This window comes from Algoriphagus resistens (assembly GCF_001442615.1).
Taxonomy (GTDB): domain Bacteria; phylum Bacteroidota; class Bacteroidia; order Cytophagales; family Cyclobacteriaceae; genus Algoriphagus; species Algoriphagus resistens.
In genome coordinates, this window is the sequence record NZ_LMXN01000010.1 from 1 (window position 1) to 22759 (window position 22759).

Genomic DNA, 22759 nt, shown 5'->3' on the forward strand with positions numbered 1-22759 from the left:
GCCCTGCCTGCTTTGAAGGAATGCGTAGCCTGGCCCATTCCGCACCAAATCCTCCATCCCACATACTGCCCGGCTGGAATTGCTCAATAGCTTCATATAATCGGGGCATAGCTGTACCGGTATCTATCACACCTTCCAAAAAGGTGATGCGAAGGTTATTGAGTGGGATGTCAGACTTTACCTGTAGATAAAACAACATGGGATTCTCTTGAATATCCCTAGAAGCAGAAGAGCCCTCGCTCTCCTGCCCTTGACCGGAGTGATCAACCAAATCAAGAACTTCCGGCAAATTATCGGAGCGGGTCTCCCCGCCCCGATGGGTGTCTCCCAAACCATAGGAGACACTGGGGCGCGACCTATGAAGAAAATCCGCCCCGGGTGAATCAGCAACCTGTGCTGTGAGTGTGCTTGTGGGTACGCATAGGCATAGATATCCCACTAAGCATAGAAGTATGTTTTTTTTCATGCTTTTGATGTTTGTATTGCTGGATCCGCCACGGCGAGACAGGTGTCCGGTGTCGGGTGACCGATGTCCGGTGAAAAGAGACCGCAGACCGCAGACGGAAGACCGAAGTGAGTCAGTGCTCCTTGTGGAATTCCGAGTCATTTCGAACGGAGCCTGCGGAGAGAGAAATCTCTAGCTTCTTGACTCTTGACTCTAACCTCTTGGCTCTTGACTCTCCCCTCTTGCTACTTGATACCTGCTACTTGCTACTTCCCACAAGACATAGTTTTTCCACCTTAGCCTACTTGGCCAACCAGCAATAAATAAATACTAAGAAATGTGTCAGCTCTACCGGCTACTGTGAGCTTGCTGACGTGAGTGTGTGGTAACCGATCTGCTCAGGGATGTGCACCTCCCCTTAATCGGTCTTAAAAGTGAAGCCTTTATATAGGATTCTTAGGTTTCAAAGGATACAGGCGATCTACCGCGGCGATGCCGTGTACCTCTGGAAGGATGTAATAGGTATTCTCTCCAATACTGAGCTGGGGAGAACTAACTGACCCGCTTACCAACTGAGCATACCCTCCCACCCTATGGATCCTACAGGATACTGTCTGCAACAGAAAAGGAAGTAAATCAATCATGCTCGTTTTCATTAGAAATGAAAAATGGTAAAACGAGTCTTTGAGAATTGGAAAGCTGGCAATTCCAAAAATTGGAAGGGCGAGCAAACTCCAAATTCTAATGCCACTAGGCTCTGGTAAGCCACCTGTCAATGACAGTCCGCGCATTTCAAAAAGGAGTGCCCGCCCTATTTCTTTGCAAAATAGGAAACGGGACCACTCTTTGAACTCTCGCGCGGAAAATTTACCAGATTTAGTGGCGAGACTCATTGAGCAGTCCTTCAAAAGAAGTTCTGCATTTTAATTAGTGTTTACTTATATCGATTTTCAACTAATTTATATGAAGCCAAATATATAACTATATTATCATTTTGCAAATTTAAATTCCTATTTTGAAAATATTTCTTCTGAAAATAAAGTGATAACCCCAGTTTCGCTCCTAATGAAATCAAGGGGATCAAAAAATTCAGTAAACGAGTTCAAACTCATTGAAGAGTTTGAAGGGATTGGAGCACTTTTTAACCAAGGCTCGATAGTTAGTTTGTCTAGACTTCAAGAACATCAACCGACTAACTTATCTAAAGCCCTTCAAATGGGATTTAATACATACACTGATAAACTAAGGAATCCTGAGCGGTTTTCTCTAGAGGACATTATCAAGCTGGCTATAGTAATTGGAACTGACTATCGGAAGATTCTTGAGGTCATTCAGCAAGAGATTAAAGAAAAATTCAAAGTTTAGTAATTATGTCACTCTATATTTCCCATTTAGATATGGCTGAATCTGAAAGTTGAGATAGCCCAGAGAAGAGGTCTGTGATTACTGAGGAGGGGAAAGGGGTGATTTGAAATATCACATTGCCGAACTATATGGTTTCTCTAACGGAAATTTTTTCCCGAGTTCAAGTTTTAATTCAGTGTAAAACGAGTAAAGATTTTCAATGCCTGTCTTAAGTTTATCAACTCTTTTATCATAGTCAATCGCCTTACGTTTAAAAGAACCGTATCTCTTACCATCCTCGGATATTGAGCTTCGAAAATCGTTAGTGGTTTTTGGAAATCTATGTGCCATTGAATTTCTCAAATCATTAATCTCCTTTAAATTATTTGAGGCAGTGATCAATATATCCTTAATTTTTAAATCTTCAATCTTCGAAATCACACTTGTACCCCACCGAACATCAAATTCAGAACTGAACTTTTCAATGAATGCCAAATTGATAATTTGCAAAATAACATCACGGGCTGAGATCAAATAATACATCGTAGTTTCAAAATAAAACTCAAATTGATTCAAATGAATCACCTTTTCTTCACTCTTAAATTCCTGATCTGTTTGAGCTATTCCTCTGTTGAAATTCACTAGAGTATTTACATATGACTGTCGTAAATTCCATATTTTAGTGTTTAGAACTAGGTCCCAGTGATAAAGATTTTGAATCTGATGAACTTCTTTAATAGATTTTTCTCCTCCTAACAAAAGAGTAATGTCCTTAATAAAGGAAAATCCAAATCCCCCCATTTCAGGAAAAGTCCTAGAAACCTTCAACCACTCTTCATTTGTTGGGTATTTATAGTTTTCCATTCTTAGTATCATAGCCTTCGCTTATTCATTAAGAGCTCTCTCATGTATTCCAACAATTCCTGATTTTTCCAATTCATCAAATATAACCTCGATATTAGTCATGGCTTGGGGACGCATACCAAATCTTAATTCACGTTGTTGACTGAATGTAAACACTACTCTTTCTTTTGCTCTAGAAAGAGCTACAAAGAATGCACATTTATCTTCATCAGGTTGCCTCTGAAACGACCAAAACGCACCATCTTCCAATCCAACAAATATTATTGTATGGTATTCAAGACCTTTGCTTTTATGAATTGTCATTACCGGAATGGTGTCCTTTCCTAACAGCATATCTAAGGCAGTAATCAAGCTATTTGAACTTTGGTAATTTCTGATTAACTCATCTTCAACCTCCTTTATATATGAATCTAAAATTGATAAGTTTCTATAAGTTGGAAAAAAAGCTCTTATCCGATCTCTACCAGCGAAATCAACTATCTCAACAATCATTTCCCTTATCAGATCATCATTTAATGTTGATGTTGCTTTGCGATTCTTAAGCTTTCTAATAAATCCGGATAAAGAAACTTCCAATTTCAATAACTGATCGTCTTCGAATTCTGAGTGAATGTTACTAAGGAAACCAAATACAATTTGTCTAGCGGAATTATCTTTTGGCTCGAAAATAGCGTATAACGTATTAATTATATAAAGACAAACTTCTTGGGTGAGTATATCCTGAAATCTATTTTCATCACGGGCTTTTAATCCATTTTGATTAAAATATTCAATTATATTCCCTGCATATAATGGTAACTGCTGCTTTACTAGGATGCATATATCTCTTGGATTTAAGCCATCCGTTGTGACCCAATGATTCACCTCTTGAAACAAGATTCGCATTTCAGCGTCAGGATTTTCAAATATCCAAACTGAGCATTCTCCTTGATCGGGATGCCATTTAGGCGAAGGTGTTGCAATGTCGGTTTTACCGAGCAAATGTTCTGTGAGATGATTTAATAGACTAACTAATCTTGGCGCACAGCGAAAGTTCATTGTAAGCGGTACACGAGTAGCCATAGTGTCAGCAATAAAATCATCAAAGACCGAATCTTGTGCTCCCGCCCATAGCATTATTCTCTGCTTGTCATCTCCTACAGCGGTAAAATAACTATTGCTATGTAAAAAGCAGCTTTTAAAAAGGTCATATTGAATTCCAGTTGTATCTTGAAACTCATCCAAAAAAACATGTTGATAAGTTTTTTGTAGATATTGTTTGATTTTGGGATTGGCATTAATGATATACTCCGCCAACCTCATAATCATCTTGAATGTCAATTTTGATGGAGGCATTGCCAACATCTTTTCCCATACCTGATTTCTGACACGTTCTCCTGGCGTATTACTGCTATGCGGAAATTTAGCATCGTGCAAAGACCAAATTGCATCTCGACTTGTCATGTTGAAATAATCAATGTCCTCGGACTTGTAAAAATCTAGAACAGTCTGATCCTGAATTACAATATCATAATCAGCACTGACCTTATACCCATTTGGCAACCCTTCTTTAAATCTGTCCAATATCTGCTTAGCGAAGGAATCAAAAGTTAGTGATTCAAATCTTTTGGATAGTTCATCTCCGCACCGTTTCTGAACCCTTTCCTTCAAATTAAATGCAGCATCTCGCTTGAAGCTTATTGCTAAAATCTTGTATGGGTAAGGACAGGTATTGGTCTGGAGAAGGAAAGAAGCCTTTTGCGCTAGCAATTCTGTCTTCCCTGCTCCAGGACCTGCAACTACCAAGGTATTTTCTGACGTTTTTGCTATATCAAGGGCATTCGATTCAAGAGTCATATCGTCTGCTGGTTCCCACATTTCTGGTTTAATTCTCTTCATTCTTCTAGACTTAATTCACAATTGACGAGATTCGACGAAAGATTTCTGAAAAAACTGGAGGCAAATCATCTTCTATTTCCTTATCGCTCATGGAGGACAAAACCTGAATGTGCGTAGCAGGTTTCCCCCTACCTAAGAAATGATAATTGTACCAAATCATAAGCTCTCTTTCTTCTTCTGAATATGTTTCACCGGTAGCTTTTTCTGATTTTAGCGTAGCACAAACAGCAGTTTTTACTTTTTCTTTAAATTCACCCAACTCTTTAACTTTGTCCGGAATTCTTGGGCCTCCTCCCTTAGGAACAGCTTTTTTATAATGCTCAGGATAATGCGTTAACATCAAGAAATCTAGGTCTAAGGGACTGGAATAAAAAATGTTATGGTCTTTCAAATAATCAACCCATCCATTTAGTTCGTCAATAGAATTTTCTCCTGCCAAGCTCCAACTATGCATTCCATCTAGATCTTCATCTGAAAGTACATTATCATCTACTAATTTTAATAGCTCATTTTTATCTATTCCAATATTGACAAGTTGTTTTAGCGCATACTGCACGCGTCCCCAACCACCGCCTTCTCTTTCTATATCCAAATCAAGTAGTGTAATGTAGGGTATGTGCAGCACATTTAACAATTTCCAAATATGATTAACAAAACGATGACCTAGAGGAGCAAACGTCATAATATTGTCATCAAAATCGACATTCATAACACTCATCAATCTATTGAAAATAACCTCTTCACTATCTCCTTCTCCAATAACAACCAATCTAGCAAAGTAGATTTCTGGATAATTATGAACCGCTTCTTTGATATATTTATAAGCTTCGTTCGTTTTTTCTGGAAGAAGTATTGCATTAACTTCTGTCTCATATTTTTCAGTTATTCTGAAATGAAAAATGGTCTCGGGTTCCAATCTTTTGACTATTGCTGAAGTGTGAGATGAAAGGAAAACTTGAGAATTTTCTTTTTCAGAAATAGTTTTTAGAATTTTAATAACCCTTCCAAGCAATTGGGGGGCAATATGATTTTCAGGTTCTTCTATTGCCAGAATTGTGAGAAGTGGTCTACTCGTACCTATGGTTTCTGTTTCTTCTGTTTCTGCGAGTTTTTCTTCTACATCCAAAAGAGAGCAAACTAAGGTTAGATAAAACATTGAGCGGTATCCTTCCCCTAGTTCATCAATCCCGAAAGATTTATGAGTACCTGTCGGGTTAAAGAATATTTCCAACTTTTTGAGGATGGAATCAAAATCACTACCACCAAAACCAAGCGTTGCATCTCTGTAACGCTCGTCTTTATGGAATTTTTGCCAAAATTCAGTAATTGATGCCTGTACCGTATTAAATTCTGGTAATCCCTTAAAGGAACCATTAATCTCCTCAATTTTTTCATCAAATTCGTGCTTGAATTGATCACTCGACTTAATTTTTCGAAGAACCCTGTGCATGATACTGCCTGAGGCATACTTCAATTGTTCCGCAGGTTTCCTAATTGCAGGGACATAAAGAATCTGAATTAGACTTCTGAGATGATTCGGAAAAGGCTTTTTACTATCCTCCTGTTCTTGCGCACCTTCAGGTTTACTAATAAAGTGGGTTCTAACTTCTATCTCCCCTTGTGGAACAATTTCCGATTTCTTCCAAGTTGCATCCAGTCTAATTCGAATGTAAAGATCACCGAACAAGTCATCTACAACCATATTGGAAAAGAAATGTGGAACAGCTTCTTGCTCTTCCTCTGAAAAGTCCATCCTCACTTCTATAGAAAGTTCTCTTTCTGATATCTCTTCGAAGTTTTCATCTTTTCCAATATGAAAGTCTTGTCTGGTAATTTCTCGTTCTGATAAGGAAGATCCGAAAAGCTTTCTTAGCGCTTCAAGTGCTGCGGTTTTTCCTGCACTATTCAAACCAATAAAGGCAGCCAGTTTCTCCTTAAAAGCTATTTCAACTTCATTTGGGCCAAATGATCTAAAGCCCTTTATTTTTATATTAGATATCCTCATAAATATTGCTACTATTTTTAACAATGAGAAAATTTGCTTTTGTATATGATAATTAATACACTTAAAAACTGAAATTATAATTTAAAGACGCACAAATGAAAAATTAAAAACATTAATTGTATTCTATGTACACATGTTGTCCAAAATTCCTTATTCAGCTACTAAATCAAATTCAGCCTTTCTGTCACTTTCATAGTCTAAATCAGTTAAGTTGGACTTTAGATAATCATCATTTAATATTCCAATTATTATCACTTTAGATACATCTGTATCTAAAACTATTCTGTCAGCCGCTTCATTAAATCTAATCTTCAGACTCAATTTAGTGTGATTTCCAATGAAATCGATAATTCGTGCCTTAGCTAATTGTAAAACAGGTGATTCAGGATTAATCCTTAGAACCCGTTTCGCATATTTAACATTCTCAACAAATAAAATTAATTCATTAAGGTTTTCAATCAAATCAAGCCCTCCAATTAATTGGATTTTTTCTCTTGCTTGATTTTTAATTATTTCCTTAAACCCATATGCCGCTGACAAGGTATTAATGTTATTGACCACAAGTTTGTCTTCTGCATAAATAAAGTCAATAGAATTATTAATCTGCAAGATATTGGAGTTAAGTTTTTCAAATCGATTACCAATTGGCACTAATCCTAACATCTTATCTTGTCGAACAATTGTAATAGGATAAACATGTTTAAAAATTGTAAAATAATTATCCTCATTTCCAATTGTTATTAGAATTGCTTTAATGGATTCCAAATCGTCATTATTAAAAGAAAATTCATCATAGTCAGCCCAAGTATCGAAGTCTTGAAGAATACTTAATTTTGTTGGAAACTCTTCGATATCATAATAAAATGCGCAATTACTAGTTTCAAGAGCAGTTGATATATTTGAAAAGCTTAATTCTTCATTGTTAAAAAACTTTCTATTTATAGTTTCCTTAAATATCTCCTTTAAATCATTAGCCAATTCATCGGAAACATCTGCCAATAATAAACTTTGAGTATCATCATCATTTTTCTTAACTAAATGAACCCTTACACCAACAGGTTGATCATCACTATTGACAATGTTCAACAATTCTTTAAGCTCGTTTAATTCCATTCTTTTTTGATTTAATTGCAAAATAAATATTATCACTTATAAGTTTATGCTCAACCCAATCTTGCTCCTGAATAACATCTCTTGAAATAATAACAATATTTCCTTTATTAAACGTTTTAGTCTTATAAATATGATATCCAAGTATTGCTAAAGTAGGATTATTGTAAAACATATTAGTTTTTACATAAATCATACCTATAACAATTAATACAAGAAAAAACATTAATCCATTTCTATCTTCCGATAGATTAAAGTCTAAATCGAAACTCAATAAAGGAATCACATATGTAACTAAAAAAGTTAAATGTTCCCAATTTATATTTTCAATTTCTTCAATTTTTTCAGGAAGAGATTTTGCTCCTTTAATAATATACTTAAATCGATAATAAAACCAAAATCCAGCCACAATAAAAATTATGCAAATTATCGGGATTACATTTTGAAGTAATAATTCATTTAGACCGATAAACTGGCAGTTATCAAAGCAAATTGGAATTTGAATTTTATTCACAAATAAAAGTGCAAATAATAACCAGAGGGACAATATGTATAACTGGATCTTTAATTTCATTAGTTTTCAAACAGTCGGTAACAAGTTATGACCTGAATTACGATTATTTTTTGATATTTATGAATTATTACTGCCTAAACACTACCTTTGTAAATAGTATTAGACAGTACTTTTTCTAATTTTCACCAACTTTTATTCCTCTATATTTGGCTTATCATTTATTCTAATCACCTGTCTGGATATGGTCACATCGGTAGTCGAGACTGGGTGAGTTTAACTTCACCCTTCTATATTTAGCAATTTGCAATTGGATGTTCTACCTCATCCCCTCCTTCTTCCTGCAATCCTGCGGGCTAGGCATTTAGGAGAAGGCGGGCATATGATGATATTATTCAAGCTGGTGCTTCCACTAGAATGAAGGGTTCTCCGGATTTACGCCCGGATGGGTGATAAAAGTTGGTGTAGTAGTTCTCTACTAAAAGATTACTGCAAGAAAAAGGAAAAATCGGAAATTTATATACCCTATACAGGGTATATTTTGGGTGAAAGCCAGAAAGTTATTCACATTTTACGTGGGATAACCCAGAATTGTTGGGGTTGGGGACAGACGGTGGTGGGATTGCTCTCTTTAAGCTGTGACAAAAAGGCTTCCAGAGTATGCTGAGAAACCTGAGAAATTCCATGTTGCTGCATATATCCTGGAATATGGTGGTGTGAGACCTGTGCCATAGTGCAGGCGCACCTAGTCAAATTAACGGTTGCTGAGGCCGTCTATTCGATTATAAGCCGTTTTATATAAATAGTTCCTTTTTATAGTCTTCGATGATTTTTCCAATGGATTTCAAACGTGATTGATTATTAATTAACTCCATTTCTTTTAGTCTATAAATTATTGAGGTCTTTGACACATTGAATAGATATGCCATCCGCTTTGTTATTTCATTAAAGTCTTTAATGTTCTGATATTGGTCATCTAGAAATATTATGCCCCGGCTTTTGTTTAATTTGTCCTGACATTTCCAAAGATGTGCAAGAAATTGTGCTTTAGGTAGAACTAAAGATGTCGCAAAATAATTTGCCTGCCACTCAATCCATTGTTTAGGATTATTCAAATCATGTTTTCCAGTTTTGAAATTTAATTCAGAATCATTAAATGTGTTGTAAAGTGTTTGTCCTATCGAAAGCCTTTGGTGTAAGGTATAATGACCAAATTCATGAGCCAGAATAAATAGCTCGCGATTCGTGTTTCGGATTGAAGTATTTAACCCGATTGAATTATTATTAAAGTCACATGAGCCAAGAATTGAGGCTTCATTAACATCACATATACTTACTTTATACTCGCTTTTTAAATATTCCGTAAGCTTTTTTGTCGATAGAGTATACGCATGAGTAAAAATTTTGGAGTCTATTTTTTCTAATTCATTTTTGGATAGCTTTTCTATAGCTTCTTTCGATAGTTTGTCAATTCCAAAACTTATTCGATTGTCACTAGAAATTATTTGAAATGAGCTTAATATTTTTTTATCTATTAGTCGTTCAATATGCTCTACGCCCGTGTCTATTATACTTTTGTCATGTGTGTCTGTTATGAAGGGTAGTGTATTCGATTCTGTCTGTCGAGATTTCCTATGTAAAATAATTTTGTAGTCTTCACTAGACTCTGCTTCAATAACCATCATACCAGTTGATTCAGCTATATTGAAACCTCCTTCTTGAAGAGGGGAATTTGAAATAAAAACCCCTTTAACATTTACTCCCGCGACTTGTAATATTTTACTATGAAAATCTTCTATTTTACTTACTGGAACTCTTTTGTCATAATCTTTGCATTCTATAATGTAAAGTAAGACATATCTGTTAGCGCCAGGAGGCCATACCTCAATCGTTAAATCAAATTTTATGTTCTTTTTGCGTAGAGAGGAATAGTACTCTTTTTTTCGAAATATTTTGATATGCTCAGTTAGATGACCAAGTTGCTCCTCCTCAATCATTTTTTTTATGATGTCAAGGGATTTTGACTCGAATTTATCTCCAATTTCTACTGTATTCAATTTTGTCAAAATGTAGTGTCATTAAAATGGCTTATAACCTTATTTATTTAAGCCATATTATGGCGTTTATCTACTGATATTGGACGTCTAAGCCACACAAATGCCTTTACTTTTGGCGTATATATTTCTTTCGGGTATTCAATACTCGTGAGAGGGCGCCTTTTTAGTACTATCTTCAAGATATCAGCATCAAAAGGTTTATGATGGGTTCCGGATTTAAGCCCGGATGGGTACTAAAAGTTGGCGTAGTTCCCGGATCCTGTCAGTCTCGGTACCCTTCACATAATGTTATATACTTTAAGTTCCTTATTTTTTGTTCTTAAGATAAAAATAGTTTCTAAATGTATAATGCCAAACGGTATCAACCAGTGATTTAAAAGCTTGCCAATAACCCTCGCCATTTTCCAACTCAATGATATGGTGTTTAATATATTCATTAATCTCTTTAAGTTTATCCAAATTTTCGAAGTCTTTGCCTGAACCATTGATATTTTGGAAATCAGTTAATAAAATCTCTATTTCATTGGTTTTTATCACATCAATTTCCAATAGTATTTTGGAATAACTTTTCACCGCCCCAATCATAATTCTAAAGTCAAGATTTTCTTCGTAAACGAATTTGTAATTGTCCAGATTAAATATCTCCCTATTTACCTGAGTAAATATTTCTTTATAAGATTGATCTTTCTTGCTTAGTAATTTACAGATTTCCGCAAATCTTTGACGGTTTGTCTTAAACAAAGTTGACAGATTGGATCTATTTGCCATTTCTGCCCCTGCTATTATTGCAAATAGACAAACTCTGAATATAACGTTTCCGTATGCACTTAAAGAATGATAAATATTACCTTTTTCAAAATTCATTCGATACTTTGATGTGGTTCCGGAATGCACTATTTCAGATCTTGCTTCATAAAACTGTGTAATCCATGACTCTAAATTATTTACCGGCCCTACAAGTACTTTTACAGCATCTTTAAATCTATCTTTTAGTTTTGGCTCATTTGGAAGATCTAAAAGAGTTTCAAATGCGACAGCCAATTTCAAAATTGTTTCATTTGAATCATTTAACATCGAGTTGCTCCTATTATACCATTTTAGAGCATTAAATATTTTATTTTCTACCCTTGAATTGTCTAGCTTTCTCTTTTGAAAAAGAAACTTAAAAATGGGATACACTTCTACGAATTGATTAAGATCAAAAGCAATATCCTGGCTTATATTCAATATTATATGAGGTGGAGTAGGATATACTCTACATCCATCTATGGCTGACATAGAAATGTTTTCATTTATATCTATTGAATACCCATCAACCTCACCGCGCTCATTTCTTAATATTTTTTTTAGTGATCTGCCTTTGTTGGACACATTAAAATCCTGTGTAACCAAAAAATAGGAGACCATTTTAGGTATCACATGATAAAACGTAGCTGATTCATATTTTATAAAAGAGTCCAAAAAGGTGGGATGAGGTGAAGAATATACATATCCTAAAATTTGTTGAACTTCAGAAATTGTTTCCTTTAAAATCACAACTCCATCATTTGAGTCATCCGTGCATATTAAACAAAAAGTCATTTTATCAATCTGATAATTGTCTCTCATGTAAAAAAGTTTACTTACATTCTTAATCAACTGTTTTTGTTCCCCTTCAAATGAGGACAAATCACCAGTACTATGAAACTCTAAACCTCTCAATCTGAAGGATTTTGATGTTTTTAAAAATGGGAAAAAGATAAGGTTTGTACTTTTCAAATCAATTCGTTTAAATGTGGCAAGTAATCAGATTGGAAAAACAAATAGCAACGTGCCTGAAATCCTCATCCGCTGCTGCATACTCTTCATGTTTATAGTATCCCCCTTGGTTCATTCAGGACAATAAGGAGTTGAGGGAGATGGTTAAATATTTAATCAGACACCTCTTTTTATTTTCCAGTCATTCCATTCTTTAGTAACATCTGTTTTACTGTCGCAATTGACGGAAATTTTACCATCTATGTCTCTGGAAAGGAATTTAGGAAGCAGGTCAATGCTCTCTCTGTTATAATAGTCCACCAAAACATCATCAATTTCATCTTCTATTGCCCATCCAATTGAACCGCTCTCAAGTTCTATAGTTGAATGATAGAACTGCGCGTTCTTTTTAAGCCTCTCTAAAATTCCTATTGCACTCATACCTTATTTATTAATAGGTTAAAGGAGTTGGTAAAATAAAATTAGCCGAAAAGTTGTAATATTTTTTGGGCTAAAGTTGTATGTTTTTTTTAAATCCTTCTCCTAATTCTTTTACACTAAATACCCCCTTGGAGTAGTAACATCGCTCGTGGCACTGGGTTGAATTTGTATTTCAACCCTACTATTCTTACCGATTTGAAATTGGCTTCTCTACCTCCTCCCATCTTCTTCCTTTAGGAGAAGGCGCTTGTTAAGCACTAACCTCAAGATATCAGAATCACAAGGTGTTTGATGGGTTCCGGATTTAAGCCCGGATGGGTGCTATAAAAGTTGGCTGCTCTACCTCATCCCATCCTTCTCCTTTAGGAGAGGGCGATGGGCTGTGGTAACTGATAGTTTTCAGTATTTAAAAGACATCTGCAATAAAAGGAATAAAATGATACCAGCACATACCCTATACAGGGTATTTTTTTAAGAAAATGGGAGAAAATGCGAAAGAATTGTGGTGTTTTTAGGTCTGTCCGCGGAATTATCTGTATCCTTCTGTGACATTTTTCAGATAAAAATAGAAAGTGAGTCAAATAATCCTGTTCCTGATCAGAGACCAAAACCATGGATATGAATTGAGCTGCAGAGCTTAAAAAAATGTCTTTTGAAAATTTTAAGCAAAGGAGGGAGGAGAGAAAGGAGGTTGGTACGCCATGGCGGATCAAAGTCCTATACTGGGAACAACAATTACTCCTTTTAGACTGAGAAGAAAAGGATACCAAAGTATGGTGGATTATTACTCAAAATCAAAGCCAGAGATTCTATGAACCGCCGTATACGAGACTTGAATAACTATTTATTACATTTTAGCTCTGCCAATCATAAAGCCCTGCCAGAGATATTTTGACAGGCTTTTTCTAAAAGGAAACCCGTATATTCAAACTAACACAAACTTCCTAGCAATGCGAGATATCAATTTTGAAGGCTACAAATTCACTGAAATACCAACCCTAAGCAAGTAAAATCCTCTGTTATAGAATGGGGCTGGAGCACTTAAACTAACCGGAAACTGAGACCATAAAAAACATGAATCTCTGATGGAAGCATGGCTTGTATTTGATGATCCCAAGGTATGGACTGATAATTCAGAAGTAAAGAACTAGGCGAGTGGAAAATCCACCCGCAAGGCAGCGCCTTGTCCATTCCTGACTTCTTCCCATCAGTCCAAAAAGTAGGCAATCAAGTTAAAAACAGCCTAAATAAAGAAAAAAAGCTAGAAAATGAACTTTTGATTATTCATGGAATACAATGTTGGGGGGCGTGCTTTTCTTTTCGGCCGTATTGGCTCAGACACACTCTTTGACAAGCTTTGGTTTGCGGCCGGCTTTCGTGGTTTGGCAATGAGTGTGGTTGAATGGTTTGGTCTCAATCAAAGCTATTCTCAAGTATTAATCTGGTACTGTCAACTAGTGCCTTACTTTCTTCTTTTAACTCAAAGCCTTCTTTTGCTAAACTTGAAATTTCTTCCGAGTTATCTAGAATAGGAATCTGAAAATCAGATATACGATCAATTCTTAAATGAGGTAAAGTGGACGCTATAATTGTTCTTTGTCTTGCTTGGTAAAGACCAACTTCATCTACACTTAATGCAGTAAATAAATAATACGGGTCGATTTTATTTTTCATTGGAATAATTCTCAAAATGCCACTTCCAAGTATACACTTATCAGAAGCAGTAATCATAGCAGTTAGTCCTATTTTTCCATCTTTTGAAAACAGTATATCATTTTCTTCAACTTCTTGATTAATGTCTTCAAAAATCTCTTTATCTATAAAGAAATCTGGATACCTATCTATTTCATAGTTAATAATATCCGTTGTCCTTATGAAAGGTACATCGGATTCCGACCTATCAAGAAACAACTTATAATTATTTGAACCTACCTCATTTCCAGACTTGAATTTTGCTAATTCTCCAAGTGTTTTACAGTTGTGCTTCTTTTTAATTTCAATTTGTGTGTTGACGTATAGGGGTCTGTAGAACTCAGGAGTTATTATATCGTTAGTTTGAAATGAGTTATTTGGAACTTGATACATTAAATTATTTCCGATTTTCCCAAAGTCAATTTCTAGTGATTTCCGGAACTTTAGTTTTGCTGCATCTATTTTTTTCAATCCATCCTTAGCTAACTTCTCGGCACGCAATAGATTCTCAGTAATTAAATCGTGAATTTCACGAGACTTAATAAATACCTTGAGAGATTTTAATTTTGGATATGTAAGAATGGGGTGGGTGTTACCAGTAAATAAACTGTCAATCTGGTACCGAGCTACATTTGAATTGAGGAAAGCCGCCAAATATTGAGGGCTAGCTAATTCTTTGTTTATTCTTAAACGGACAACATTTTGATTAATATTTCCACCAACTAAATATTCATTGACAACAGCTGCTACGCCAAGATATTTTCCAATGGTTGTAAATAGAACGTCATGTAATTCAAGTTGTGACCTTTGAAGAATGCGGTTTTTCTCATGCGTAATGTAGAAACCATCGTATTCACTAACTACAAATCTCTTGACGCATGAGTTCTTTATAAATGTAGCGCCAGTTTCCACGAAGACTTGACCTGCATGTTCACCATCGGTTAAAACTTCTATTACACCTTTATCACCCAGACTAAAAGACTGAATATCGTTGCGACTGGAAAATTCTTTGATTTTCTTTTTAAATCGATAAAGGTTTGGATAAAGATGATCATCCAATTGATTGTTCGGTATCAATAGAGTTTTCAGCATAACTTATAATAAGCTTTTCTTGTATGCTTCACTTACTAAGGAAATATCATCTTCTTCGATATAATCACCTCTGCGATTGTGTCCACATGTTTCACAAATGGCCATAAAAACATTATGGTCGACAGGAATTTCTTGACCTTCTTGAATTTTCTCAGCAATTAAAACGGTGGTTTTAGTTGATGTATTTGGTTGGAAGGTCTCTTTTGGAACATCAATAATCGCAAGCACCTTCATGTTCTCTTTGATATATTGTCGGATATAACCAAGCTTATCATTTCCATAAATACCATCAGGAAGTACGATACCAAGTTTTCCTCCAACTTTTAAAAGTTGAATGCACCTCTCAATGAAAAGTATTTGAGGGGCAACACCTTTAGTATTTCCTTTATTGTTCAGAGTTTGTTGATTTTCCCAAACTTTAGTTTTCTTATCGAACTTCCATTTATGACCAAATCCATATTGTTTGAGAATCCGTTCTTCTTTTATTGGGATTTTTGAACCAAAGGGTGGGTTTGTTAACACTAAGTCAAATTTTCCTAAATCAATCTTGTCCTGACATTTACCACTCCAAGATGATGTTGGTTCTAAACTGTTTTCGCAAAATACTCCACCTCGTCCATCACCAATTATTGCCATATAAGCTTTGGTGACCTTGGCAACAAAAGAATCTTTATCAATTCCTCTAAAATTACTCGTTGCAACGTATTGCTTCTCTTCGTCAATTCTCTTCTCAGACCACCCAAGTTCTTTAGCACGAATGTCGATTTTACCCCATACATGTCTCAACGACTCAATTAGGAATCCTCCTGTTCCACAACTGGGATCAATTACCATTGTGCTTTCTCCTGGATCAACAATTTCCACAATCATACGAATGACATTCCTTGGAGTGAAAAATTGCCCCTCATCCCCCTTAAGAGCTTGAGAAACAAAAACTTCAAAAGCATCACCAATAACATCACGTTCTGATTCTGTAATACACAGGTCTTGTATTTGACCGACAAAAAATGATATTGAATCTGGGTTCAGGTCTATGGAATCGTCTTTCTCAAAAACATCACTATACCTTCTTTTTACTTCATCAAATAATCCTACGATTCTCTTCTTAATTTCTTTTTTATCTTCTCGAACCCCTGCTCTAAAAGTGACTTCCTCATTCAGTCCAGTATATTGTTCATCGTATATTTTGCAAAACAGGAGATTAATTATTTGTTTAGCTCTGTTTCTTGTTGAAGTATCTTGTTTGGCCATATTGCCATACAAGTAATTGTTGATGACCTTGAAATGAACCTTTAAGTTTTTGGCAGGCTTTAAATCTTTTCGTTTATACTTACCAATGTCTTCTATCCTTTGCCCTTTCTTTGGGATATTTGGAATTTCAGAATAAATAAAATCTCCATCAACTTTAATCTTCTCTAGGTTTATCTGCTCTTTGCCATTAAACCATACCCCCCATTTCACGCTGCTACACATGTCCATGTACAGCTTCAGTTGTTCAATTCCGTCTTTCCTAGATTCTTTTTTGCATTCTATTACTCCGATAAGATCACTTTCAGCCCTTCCCTTACCATTAAAAATTCCAATGTCAATTGGATATTCCTTTACTTCATCAGATGGGGTTTTCCGAACACAATATTGAGGCCTTGTTTGTATTTGGCTTTTTTCGTATTCATATTCCTCCACAAGTCTCTGAGCAAATACTTGAGTTGCCTCAACTTCTTCGGGTGTTGCTTTAATTACTTGTCCAGATATGTAATCGGTTAGATAACCGTCTTTTATCACCTTTTCAGTTATGTAGTCAACTACTGTTTCTTCTGCTTTCATTCTTTAGATACTTGTTCAGTCAAATTTATTGTCATTTCGTGGCGTTGGCAAATAAATAGGCTCTTTTGCTTGCGAAGCGTCTGCCTTGTTGGAGCAAGTAAATGTGCCAGTTTGTGCGGTCGCCTTTTTTGTATGCCCCCCAACACGTGTGGTTACAGCACTCCCGCTACCGTATTGCGTCTATATTGCCATTGTCCACAGGTCTTCAGGGTTCTGCAGTTGTCAAATTAAGAATTTCGTCGATCCCGTCAAGTGGTCTTTCGATATTTTTATTGGTCATCGACAGCACATGTGTATAGATTTCATTTGTCATATTTCTCTTATGGTCTAAAAATGTCTGCACACAACGAAGCCCCGTTCCTTTTTAATGCAATAGCAAAATTTTGCCGTAGTGTCCTGTTGGTTCTGGAAAGCAACATCACCTTGAAATCCTCGACAAACCCAATCCTGTCCTGATCCCAGACTTGTGCAAATACCTCATACACTGCCTTGAACTGGCTACCCTCGGAAGCAGCGAAGCTTTTGCTCTGTAGCTCAGGGTGATCTCAGCTACTTCATACAAATCAATTTTTCTTTCGGAGGTCTTCATAATCTTTTTAGTTTTTGTGGAACAATGAATTATGAAGCATCCCCACCTGGGCGTAGTTTCTTCTCAGTACCTCTGAAGTTCAATTGGACGCTGGGTGAAGTTTGTAACTTCACCCTCATATCCTTACCAATTTGCATTGGCTACTCTACCTCCTCCCGTCCTCTTCCTTAAAGAGTAGGCGATTGATCCTGCTCCAGAGGTCATTCAGAAATAAGAAGTAGGTTGGTTGTTCCTGAATCGCTTCACTTCTCGGGGTCTTCGGTTTCAAAACTAAAAGGCTTACGCAAGAAACGGAATAAAATGATAGGAAGCCAGCCCGCAACTTAGCTCTTCGCTAAAACAGTCCAAATGGATCATTTTTTAACGCTCGTTCCTCATGTACAGGGTACTTCATACTTTTGATTAACGGATTGACATTATCCAATTCAGGTCAGTATTTTTTTTTTAATTTAGGGGAATTACAATCTCTCAACCCAATAAAAATACTATTTATGAATCATTTTTTATTAAAAATTTTTGTTATTGTAGCTGCATTGACGATCAGCCTAAATGGCTACTCTCAGTCTCACTTCAGCACTAGTTTAATTGGCTCGGGTGTGGTGGTATCCGATCTGAACCGTTCCCTGGACTTCTATGTTGATGGAATCGGTATGGTCAATGCCTATAACTTCAAAATCAATGAAGAGTTTTCCAAACGTTCGGGTCTTTCGAACGGTGTTGCTGTTGAGGTAAGCGTCCTGAAATTAGAGAATAGTCCAAATGCCAATGAATGGAAGCTGATGAGCTTTGGCAATAAGCAAACCAAGCCAAAACCAGATTATATCCAGGATGGAACGGGCGTTCAGTACATCACCATCAATGTCAAAGCACTGAATCCGGTGATCAAACGCTTAAAAGAAAAAGGTGTGAAATTATTGGGGAGTACCCCAACACCATTAAATGAAAACTTACATTTTGTGCTGGTACAGGATCCTGACGGAATCTTTGTTGAACTGATAGGGCCTTTGGAATAGACCACCCCCTTCTGGGTTCAGTCAAATTGTTAGGCGGAACTGGGTGGAATTTGTAATTCCACTCTAATATTATTACCAATTTACAATTGGCTTTCCTACCTCATCCCAACTCTCACCTGAAGAGAGAGGGAGCACGTCTCTGCTATCATTTCAGTATTTGATTCAGAAATAAACGGTTTCCGGATTTAAGCCCGGATGGGTGTGATAAAAGTTGGTGTAGTCTACCTACCTCCTCCCATCCTCCTCCTTAAAGAGGAGACGCTAGCCTCTGCTCCAGATGGAATAAAGGTTAAGAAGTAGGTTGGTTGTTCTCAATAATTAAAAGGCATCTGCAAGAAAAGGAATAAAATGATACCAGCACATACCCTGTACAGGGTATTTTTTGGGGAAATGGGAGGAAACGTGAAGGAATTGCAGTATTTTCTGGTGGGACAACAGAATTAATTAACGGCCCATTGTAGTTATCACTACTAATACATCCATACCATAGGGATGACTCTTAAGTTCACTTACCTTATTGTAATAATCTATTTTTGGATCATATAAAATCTCCAGGACTTCCAACAACTCTTCTTTAGGCACATTAGATTCTAACTGTATTTGCTCAATTTCATAAGGGGAGAATAAAGACAATCTGGCAAATCTATCATTTAGATAGTCTTCCATTTCCCTTCTTCGCATTTTTATTATATTATACCAAAATGAGGCCATGATTTAAGTTATTTAGTTGTTAAATGACTAGTTAATTTCAAGTATTCTTTCCTTTTGAATTAAGCGTTGTAACAAAAACGAAGAATAATCTCGTCAAAAACAGCTTAAAATTTAACCTCCATATGCACAAGCCAGTCCCCATCTATTTTTACTGTCTGAAATACCTCACCTTTTCCGTTTGGGGTCGAAATAGTAATCCAAGCTCTATTTCCCACAATAGAATCATTTAACACTTCAAATTTAAAATCGGGATCAACAGGGATACTGCCCATAGCACTTGCCATATCTATCACGTTGCCTGTGGCTTCAGTTGCATACTTTTTTGCTTCCTCCACTTTCCCTTTAGCCAGATTTTCAGTAAAATTCTTAACTGACTCCTCAGGCCCGGACGAGCACGAAAACAGTAAGGTTGCTAGACTTAAAATCGTGAATAATTTCTTCATATCAGTACCAGTTATAGATTATATTACTTATCTCCTTTCCACTCAATTTTTTAAAATTATCATCTTGCCCCCCCGTCATTACCGTTAGGATTTATATGTTTCCGTCTAGGGCGCATAACTATTTTGGTAACAATGTGTTTGGAGGGAAATATCCTCTCATGAATTAAATTGTGACTCTGTACCCTGATATGATTGTGATAAATCACCTGACCGCTTGCGGTTACTTCCTTGACAATATTCCATTTTGCCAGGTGATAAATCAGCACAGAATAAGCCCGGTCCCAATCATTATCGTTGGGTCTGATAATTTCCTGAAAAGTAAGTATGGGTATATCCATATTCTAAAGAAAAATGTATAACGTATCCTTAATATCGGAAAATATAGTTGTTAGTCAAACCAAAAAGATTGTATTGTGCTGATTTTACACACTACTGTGCCTGCAGTAACAAAGAATGCATGGCAAGCATAAGGCATGGAACGTCTATGCCCAACCCTAAAAAAAGCTTTTTGAACTTGATTTGAAAAGGTTTAACGAACGATGGAAAAAACAACATTTTCGACAGTCAGGCACAAGGCACCATACGTACAGTGATACGGGATCTATGCGCCTTTGCTTAGGCAAACCCTGGGCTTATAGCTCACGGCCTTCTATTCATTGTACTTTCGCACTTTTTTTCCTTACGCTCTTTGAAATCCAAACGACTAGAATTATGATTAGTCCGAATATTATAACATACCCAAAAATTTCGCCAACTAGATAACCAATATCATACGAACGTGAACCCTCAGGTGAATAGCTCATTTGGTCCTTAGCTGTCAGTGATGATGGCAATTTAACCGAACTGAATAACCTCTCTCTTATTGGGGTCATCTCATCAGTCATTGATTCTAGTTCCCAAAAATAGATTGAATATGTTTTGTTGGCGGCAAACACTGCTAAACAATGTCGAATTTGCTTTTCATCTTCCATTGTAGGTTTTAGCGAAAACCTTAAGAACTTCAGACCGTTTATCTCTATTATCTCCTCTTTAATTAATTCTCCCTTTTGGGAATTAATTGCTCCCTTTTGGAATCCTGTATAGAAATCGATCAGTTCATTTTCATTTTGAACGTTGACAGCCGTCTTCCCTTTGTTTTCTAAAGCAGAGACCAAAATCAGTCCGTTGTCGACCTGAGAAGTTATTACTCTTTGCCCCAGTGTATCAGTGATTTCAAAATTGTCGGGAATAGTTATTGTCAAGGTGGAGTCAACCTTGCATTCAGTCCATTGTTGTCCGAAGGAATTAATTGAAATCGCAGTCAGAATTGCGAATAATAATAGTATTCTATTCATTTTAATTTAGTTGTTCACTCTGTCCATAAGCATGACACGCAACACTTGGGTTTTCACCATTCCCGTTACCTTATTGCGTCCATATTGCAATTGTCCACAAGTCTTCGGGGACCTGCTGTTGCCAAATTAAAAATTTCGTCGATCCCGTCAAGTGGGCTTTTGATATTTTTGTTGGAAATCGACAGCATATGGGTATAAATTTCATTTGTCATATTGCCCATATGGTCTAAAAATATTTGCACTCAGCGAAGGTTTGTGCTTTTTTCGAGCAAATGTGGAGCAAAACTATGCAGTAATGTATGGACTGTAGCCCACGGATTGGAATTGATTTTTGCGATAGCCTGTCTGTAAACCACCTGTATACCAATGCAGAATATTGACCACCCTCCTTCCCTTCAAACAGCCACTAGTTTGGTTTTAATTTTCGTTCAGGTTAAAGATCCTGGTTACAAATCTGCTCAGAGCCTTTCCATTATCCAATATCAGCTCTGCAAAGTAACGTCTCGGTAACAAAGCCATTCAGGTTTAGCAGGTAATGATAAAGATAAAACTCTGAATTTTTATGCTTAGCCAGCTAACAATGGGAGCCCTAAAGCTCCCAATTATCCGCAAAGGAATAATACCCTTCTTCAGTAAGAATCAGATGATCCAGAACTGGAATATCAAGGATCTTTCCGGCTTCCTTAATCCGTTTGGTCAACCGCTTATCCTGCTCAGAAGGCATCAGATTTCCACTCGGATGGCAGTGGGCATTATGTAAAGCTTTACATAATTCCCATTATGCAAAGAAAATAGTTATGTAAAGTAATTAATTTAATCAATTGATAATGAGTCATTTAATTTGATTTTTGTTTACATAATAAATTGCTCCTGATTGTGGCGTCATTTGTATATTAACCAAAGCAGAATTCTAGAATCTCTGCTAAATGCTCTTTAAGGCTATTTTTATGGAAATTGCAATACTATAAAAATGCGATATCCACAGTTTAAATTCTAATACGGTGTATTTTTATGTAAAGTAATTTGAACACAACTCATTTTTAATCAGTGTCTTATAAATATTTCTTTGCATAAATAAATACTTTGCATAATGGGCCAGAATCACAGAACTGGCATTTGCTTTAATAGCGGCTGCATAAACAAGCTTTACATCCACCACAGTTCCTGCTGTCCCGCCTGAACTGATGGTTACGATTCCTAGCACCTTGTTGGCTCTGGAAAGCAACATCACCTTGAAATCCTCAACAAACCCAATCCTGTCCTGATCCCAGACTTGAGCGAAAACTTCATACACCTGTCTTGAACTCTCTACCCTTGGAAGCAGCGAAGCTTTCACTTTTGCTCTGTAGCTCAGGGTGATCTCAGCTACTTCATATAAATCAAATTTTCTTTCGGAAGTCTCCATAATCTTTTTAGTTTTTGTGGAACAATGAATTATGAAGCATCCCCAGGCCTTGGGCGACAAAGACCGGAAGGAAAAGGAATAAAAAGCGCAGCGCAGCAAGCGGCTTTATGCCGGAAGCTTACGGTCGCCCAGAGCCCAGAGGACTAACTTTGTGAGGAATTCATGAACAAAAAAAAGACCTCTAGTCCATATTAGTCATTTCCACCAATGACCAATTGCTTAAGCCACATTTAAGAGTTAGCAGGTTGTATTATCAGCGTTCAA

19 protein-coding genes and 1 pseudogene are annotated in these 22759 nt (G+C 36.4%); 2 read left to right on the plus strand and 18 right to left on the minus strand.

The window, feature by feature from the left end; all coding sequences use genetic code 11:
* Both AS141_RS16685 and AS141_RS26645 read right to left on the minus strand, forming a co-directional pair.
* The coding region (locus AS141_RS16685; RefSeq protein WP_157243512.1) for a hypothetical protein at positions 1–466 on the minus strand (466 nt) is incomplete at its 3' end.
* Positions 467–888: 422 nt separating this feature from the next.
* Entirely contained in the window at positions 889–1101 is a 213-nt protein-coding gene (locus AS141_RS26645) for a hypothetical protein (protein WP_157243513.1), read from the minus strand.
* Between the two features lie 409 nt (positions 1102–1510).
* Between AS141_RS26645 and AS141_RS16695 the strand changes: the two genes are divergently transcribed.
* The gene (locus tag AS141_RS16695) at positions 1511–1810 is read left to right on the plus strand and encodes a hypothetical protein (RefSeq protein WP_057938834.1); all 300 of its coding nucleotides are present in this window, start codon (positions 1511–1513) and stop codon (positions 1808–1810) included.
* Positions 1811–1921: 111 nt separating this feature from the next.
* Here the strand turns inward: AS141_RS16695 and AS141_RS16700 are convergent, their stop codons facing one another.
* The 11 genes from AS141_RS16700 to AS141_RS26650 all read right to left on the minus strand — a co-directional run bounded on the left by AS141_RS16700 (position 1922) and on the right by AS141_RS26650 (position 17589).
* A complete protein-coding gene (locus tag AS141_RS16700) occupies positions 1922–2653 on the minus strand; it encodes a Cthe_2314 family HEPN domain-containing protein (protein ID WP_057938835.1) in 732 nt (243 codons plus the stop codon).
* Positions 2654–2674: 21 nt separating this feature from the next.
* Positions 2675–4531 carry a UvrD-helicase domain-containing protein gene (locus AS141_RS16705; RefSeq protein WP_057938836.1) on the minus strand — a complete coding sequence of 619 codons (1857 nt, stop codon included), beginning with the start codon at positions 4529–4531 and terminating at the stop codon, positions 2675–2677.
* Positions 4532–4541: 10 nt separating this feature from the next.
* The gene (locus tag AS141_RS16710) at positions 4542–6560 is read right to left on the minus strand and encodes an ATP-dependent nuclease (protein ID WP_198293567.1); all 2019 of its coding nucleotides are present in this window, start codon (positions 6558–6560) and stop codon (positions 4542–4544) included.
* Between the two features lie 126 nt (positions 6561–6686).
* On the minus strand, positions 6687–7649 hold the full coding sequence (kwaB, locus tag AS141_RS16715; RefSeq protein ID WP_057938838.1) for an anti-phage protein KwaB: 963 nt from the start codon (positions 7647–7649) through the stop codon (positions 6687–6689).
* Positions 7630–8220 (minus strand): anti-phage protein KwaA, encoded by a 591-nt coding sequence (gene kwaA / locus AS141_RS16720; RefSeq protein WP_057938839.1) that lies wholly within the window; start codon positions 8218–8220, stop codon positions 7630–7632. Before kwaA ends, kwaB begins: the two co-directional genes overlap by 20 nt.
* Positions 8221–8951: 731 nt before the next feature.
* Positions 8952–10214, minus strand: coding sequence for an ImmA/IrrE family metallo-endopeptidase (locus AS141_RS16725; protein ID WP_057938840.1), 1263 nt, complete (start codon positions 10212–10214; stop codon positions 8952–8954).
* Positions 10215–10520: 306 nt separating this feature from the next.
* Entirely contained in the window at positions 10521–11972 is a 1452-nt protein-coding gene (locus AS141_RS16730) for a HEPN domain-containing protein (RefSeq protein WP_057938841.1), read from the minus strand.
* Positions 11973–12128: 156 nt separating this feature from the next.
* A complete protein-coding gene (locus AS141_RS16735) occupies positions 12129–12392 on the minus strand; it encodes a hypothetical protein (protein ID WP_057938842.1) in 264 nt (87 codons plus the stop codon).
* Between the two features lie 1413 nt (positions 12393–13805).
* Positions 13806–15176 carry a restriction endonuclease subunit S gene (locus AS141_RS16740; protein ID WP_057938843.1) on the minus strand — a complete coding sequence of 457 codons (1371 nt, stop codon included), beginning with the start codon at positions 15174–15176 and terminating at the stop codon, positions 13806–13808.
* A gap of 3 nt (positions 15177–15179) precedes the next feature.
* Complete coding sequence (locus AS141_RS16745) at positions 15180–17000, minus strand: restriction endonuclease subunit M (RefSeq protein ID WP_057938844.1); 1821 nt, start codon at positions 16998–17000, stop codon at positions 15180–15182.
* Positions 17001–17418: 418 nt separating this feature from the next.
* The gene (locus AS141_RS26650; protein WP_157243514.1) at positions 17419–17589 is read right to left on the minus strand and encodes a hypothetical protein; all 171 of its coding nucleotides are present in this window, start codon (positions 17587–17589) and stop codon (positions 17419–17421) included.
* Positions 17590–18080: 491 nt separating this feature from the next.
* Between AS141_RS26650 and AS141_RS16750 the strand changes: the two genes are divergently transcribed.
* On the plus strand, positions 18081–18602 hold the full coding sequence (locus tag AS141_RS16750; protein ID WP_057938987.1) for a VOC family protein: 522 nt from the start codon (positions 18081–18083) through the stop codon (positions 18600–18602).
* Between the two features lie 444 nt (positions 18603–19046).
* Here AS141_RS16750 and AS141_RS16755 read toward each other — a convergent pair whose 3' ends face one another.
* From AS141_RS16755 to AS141_RS16775, 5 genes and pseudogenes are all read right to left on the minus strand, one after another.
* Positions 19047–19283, minus strand: a complete 237-nt coding sequence (locus AS141_RS16755) for a hypothetical protein (protein WP_157243515.1) — start codon at positions 19281–19283, stop codon at positions 19047–19049.
* Between the two features lie 134 nt (positions 19284–19417).
* On the minus strand, positions 19418–19756 hold the full coding sequence (locus AS141_RS16760; protein WP_057938846.1) for a nuclear transport factor 2 family protein: 339 nt from the start codon (positions 19754–19756) through the stop codon (positions 19418–19420).
* Positions 19757–20409: 653 nt separating this feature from the next.
* On the minus strand, positions 20410–21090 hold the full coding sequence (locus tag AS141_RS16770) for a hypothetical protein (protein WP_057938848.1): 681 nt from the start codon (positions 21088–21090) through the stop codon (positions 20410–20412).
* A gap of 589 nt (positions 21091–21679) precedes the next feature.
* Positions 21680–21844, minus strand: a pseudogene (locus AS141_RS26070) (JAB domain-containing protein); the annotation flags it as partial.
* A gap of 255 nt (positions 21845–22099) precedes the next feature.
* Positions 22100–22495 (minus strand): JAB domain-containing protein, encoded by a 396-nt coding sequence (locus tag AS141_RS16775; RefSeq protein WP_057938849.1) that lies wholly within the window; start codon positions 22493–22495, stop codon positions 22100–22102.
* Positions 22496–22759: the final 264 nt, after the last annotated feature.

What these genes read in the sequence shown, in the direction of transcription:
- AS141_RS16705 (WP_057938836.1), bottom strand. Translation starts at nt 4,531, where the DNA reads ATGAAGAGAATTAAACCAGAAATGTGGGAACCAGCAGACGATATGACT.
- AS141_RS16770 (WP_057938848.1), bottom strand. Translation starts at nt 21,090, where the DNA reads ATGAATAGAATACTATTATTATTCGCAATTCTGACTGCGATTTCAATT.
- AS141_RS16735 (WP_057938842.1), bottom strand. Translation starts at nt 12,392, where the DNA reads ATGAGTGCAATAGGAATTTTAGAGAGGCTTAAAAAGAACGCGCAGTTC.
- AS141_RS16740 (WP_057938843.1), bottom strand. Translation starts at nt 15,176, where the DNA reads ATGCTGAAAACTCTATTGATACCGAACAATCAATTGGATGATCATCTT.
- AS141_RS16775 (WP_057938849.1), bottom strand. Translation starts at nt 22,495, where the DNA reads ATGGAGACTTCCGAAAGAAAATTTGATTTATATGAAGTAGCTGAGATC.
- kwaB (WP_057938838.1), bottom strand. Translation starts at nt 7,649, where the DNA reads ATGGAATTAAACGAGCTTAAAGAATTGTTGAACATTGTCAATAGTGAT.
- AS141_RS16760 (WP_057938846.1), bottom strand. Translation starts at nt 19,756, where the DNA reads ATGAAGAAATTATTCACGATTTTAAGTCTAGCAACCTTACTGTTTTCG.
- AS141_RS16755 (WP_157243515.1), bottom strand. Translation starts at nt 19,283, where the DNA reads ATGCGAAGAAGGGAAATGGAAGACTATCTAAATGATAGATTTGCCAGA.
- AS141_RS26645 (WP_157243513.1), bottom strand. Translation starts at nt 1,101, where the DNA reads ATGAAAACGAGCATGATTGATTTACTTCCTTTTCTGTTGCAGACAGTA.
- AS141_RS16700 (WP_057938835.1), bottom strand. Translation starts at nt 2,653, where the DNA reads ATGGAAAACTATAAATACCCAACAAATGAAGAGTGGTTGAAGGTTTCT.
- AS141_RS26650 (WP_157243514.1), bottom strand. Translation starts at nt 17,589, where the DNA reads ATGAAGACCTCCGAAAGAAAAATTGATTTGTATGAAGTAGCTGAGATC.
- AS141_RS16745 (WP_057938844.1), bottom strand. Translation starts at nt 17,000, where the DNA reads ATGAAAGCAGAAGAAACAGTAGTTGACTACATAACTGAAAAGGTGATA.
- AS141_RS16695 (WP_057938834.1), top strand. Translation starts at nt 1,511, where the DNA reads ATGAAATCAAGGGGATCAAAAAATTCAGTAAACGAGTTCAAACTCATT.
- AS141_RS16750 (WP_057938987.1), top strand. Translation starts at nt 18,081, where the DNA reads ATGAATCATTTTTTATTAAAAATTTTTGTTATTGTAGCTGCATTGACG.
- kwaA (WP_057938839.1), bottom strand. Translation starts at nt 8,220, where the DNA reads ATGAAATTAAAGATCCAGTTATACATATTGTCCCTCTGGTTATTATTT.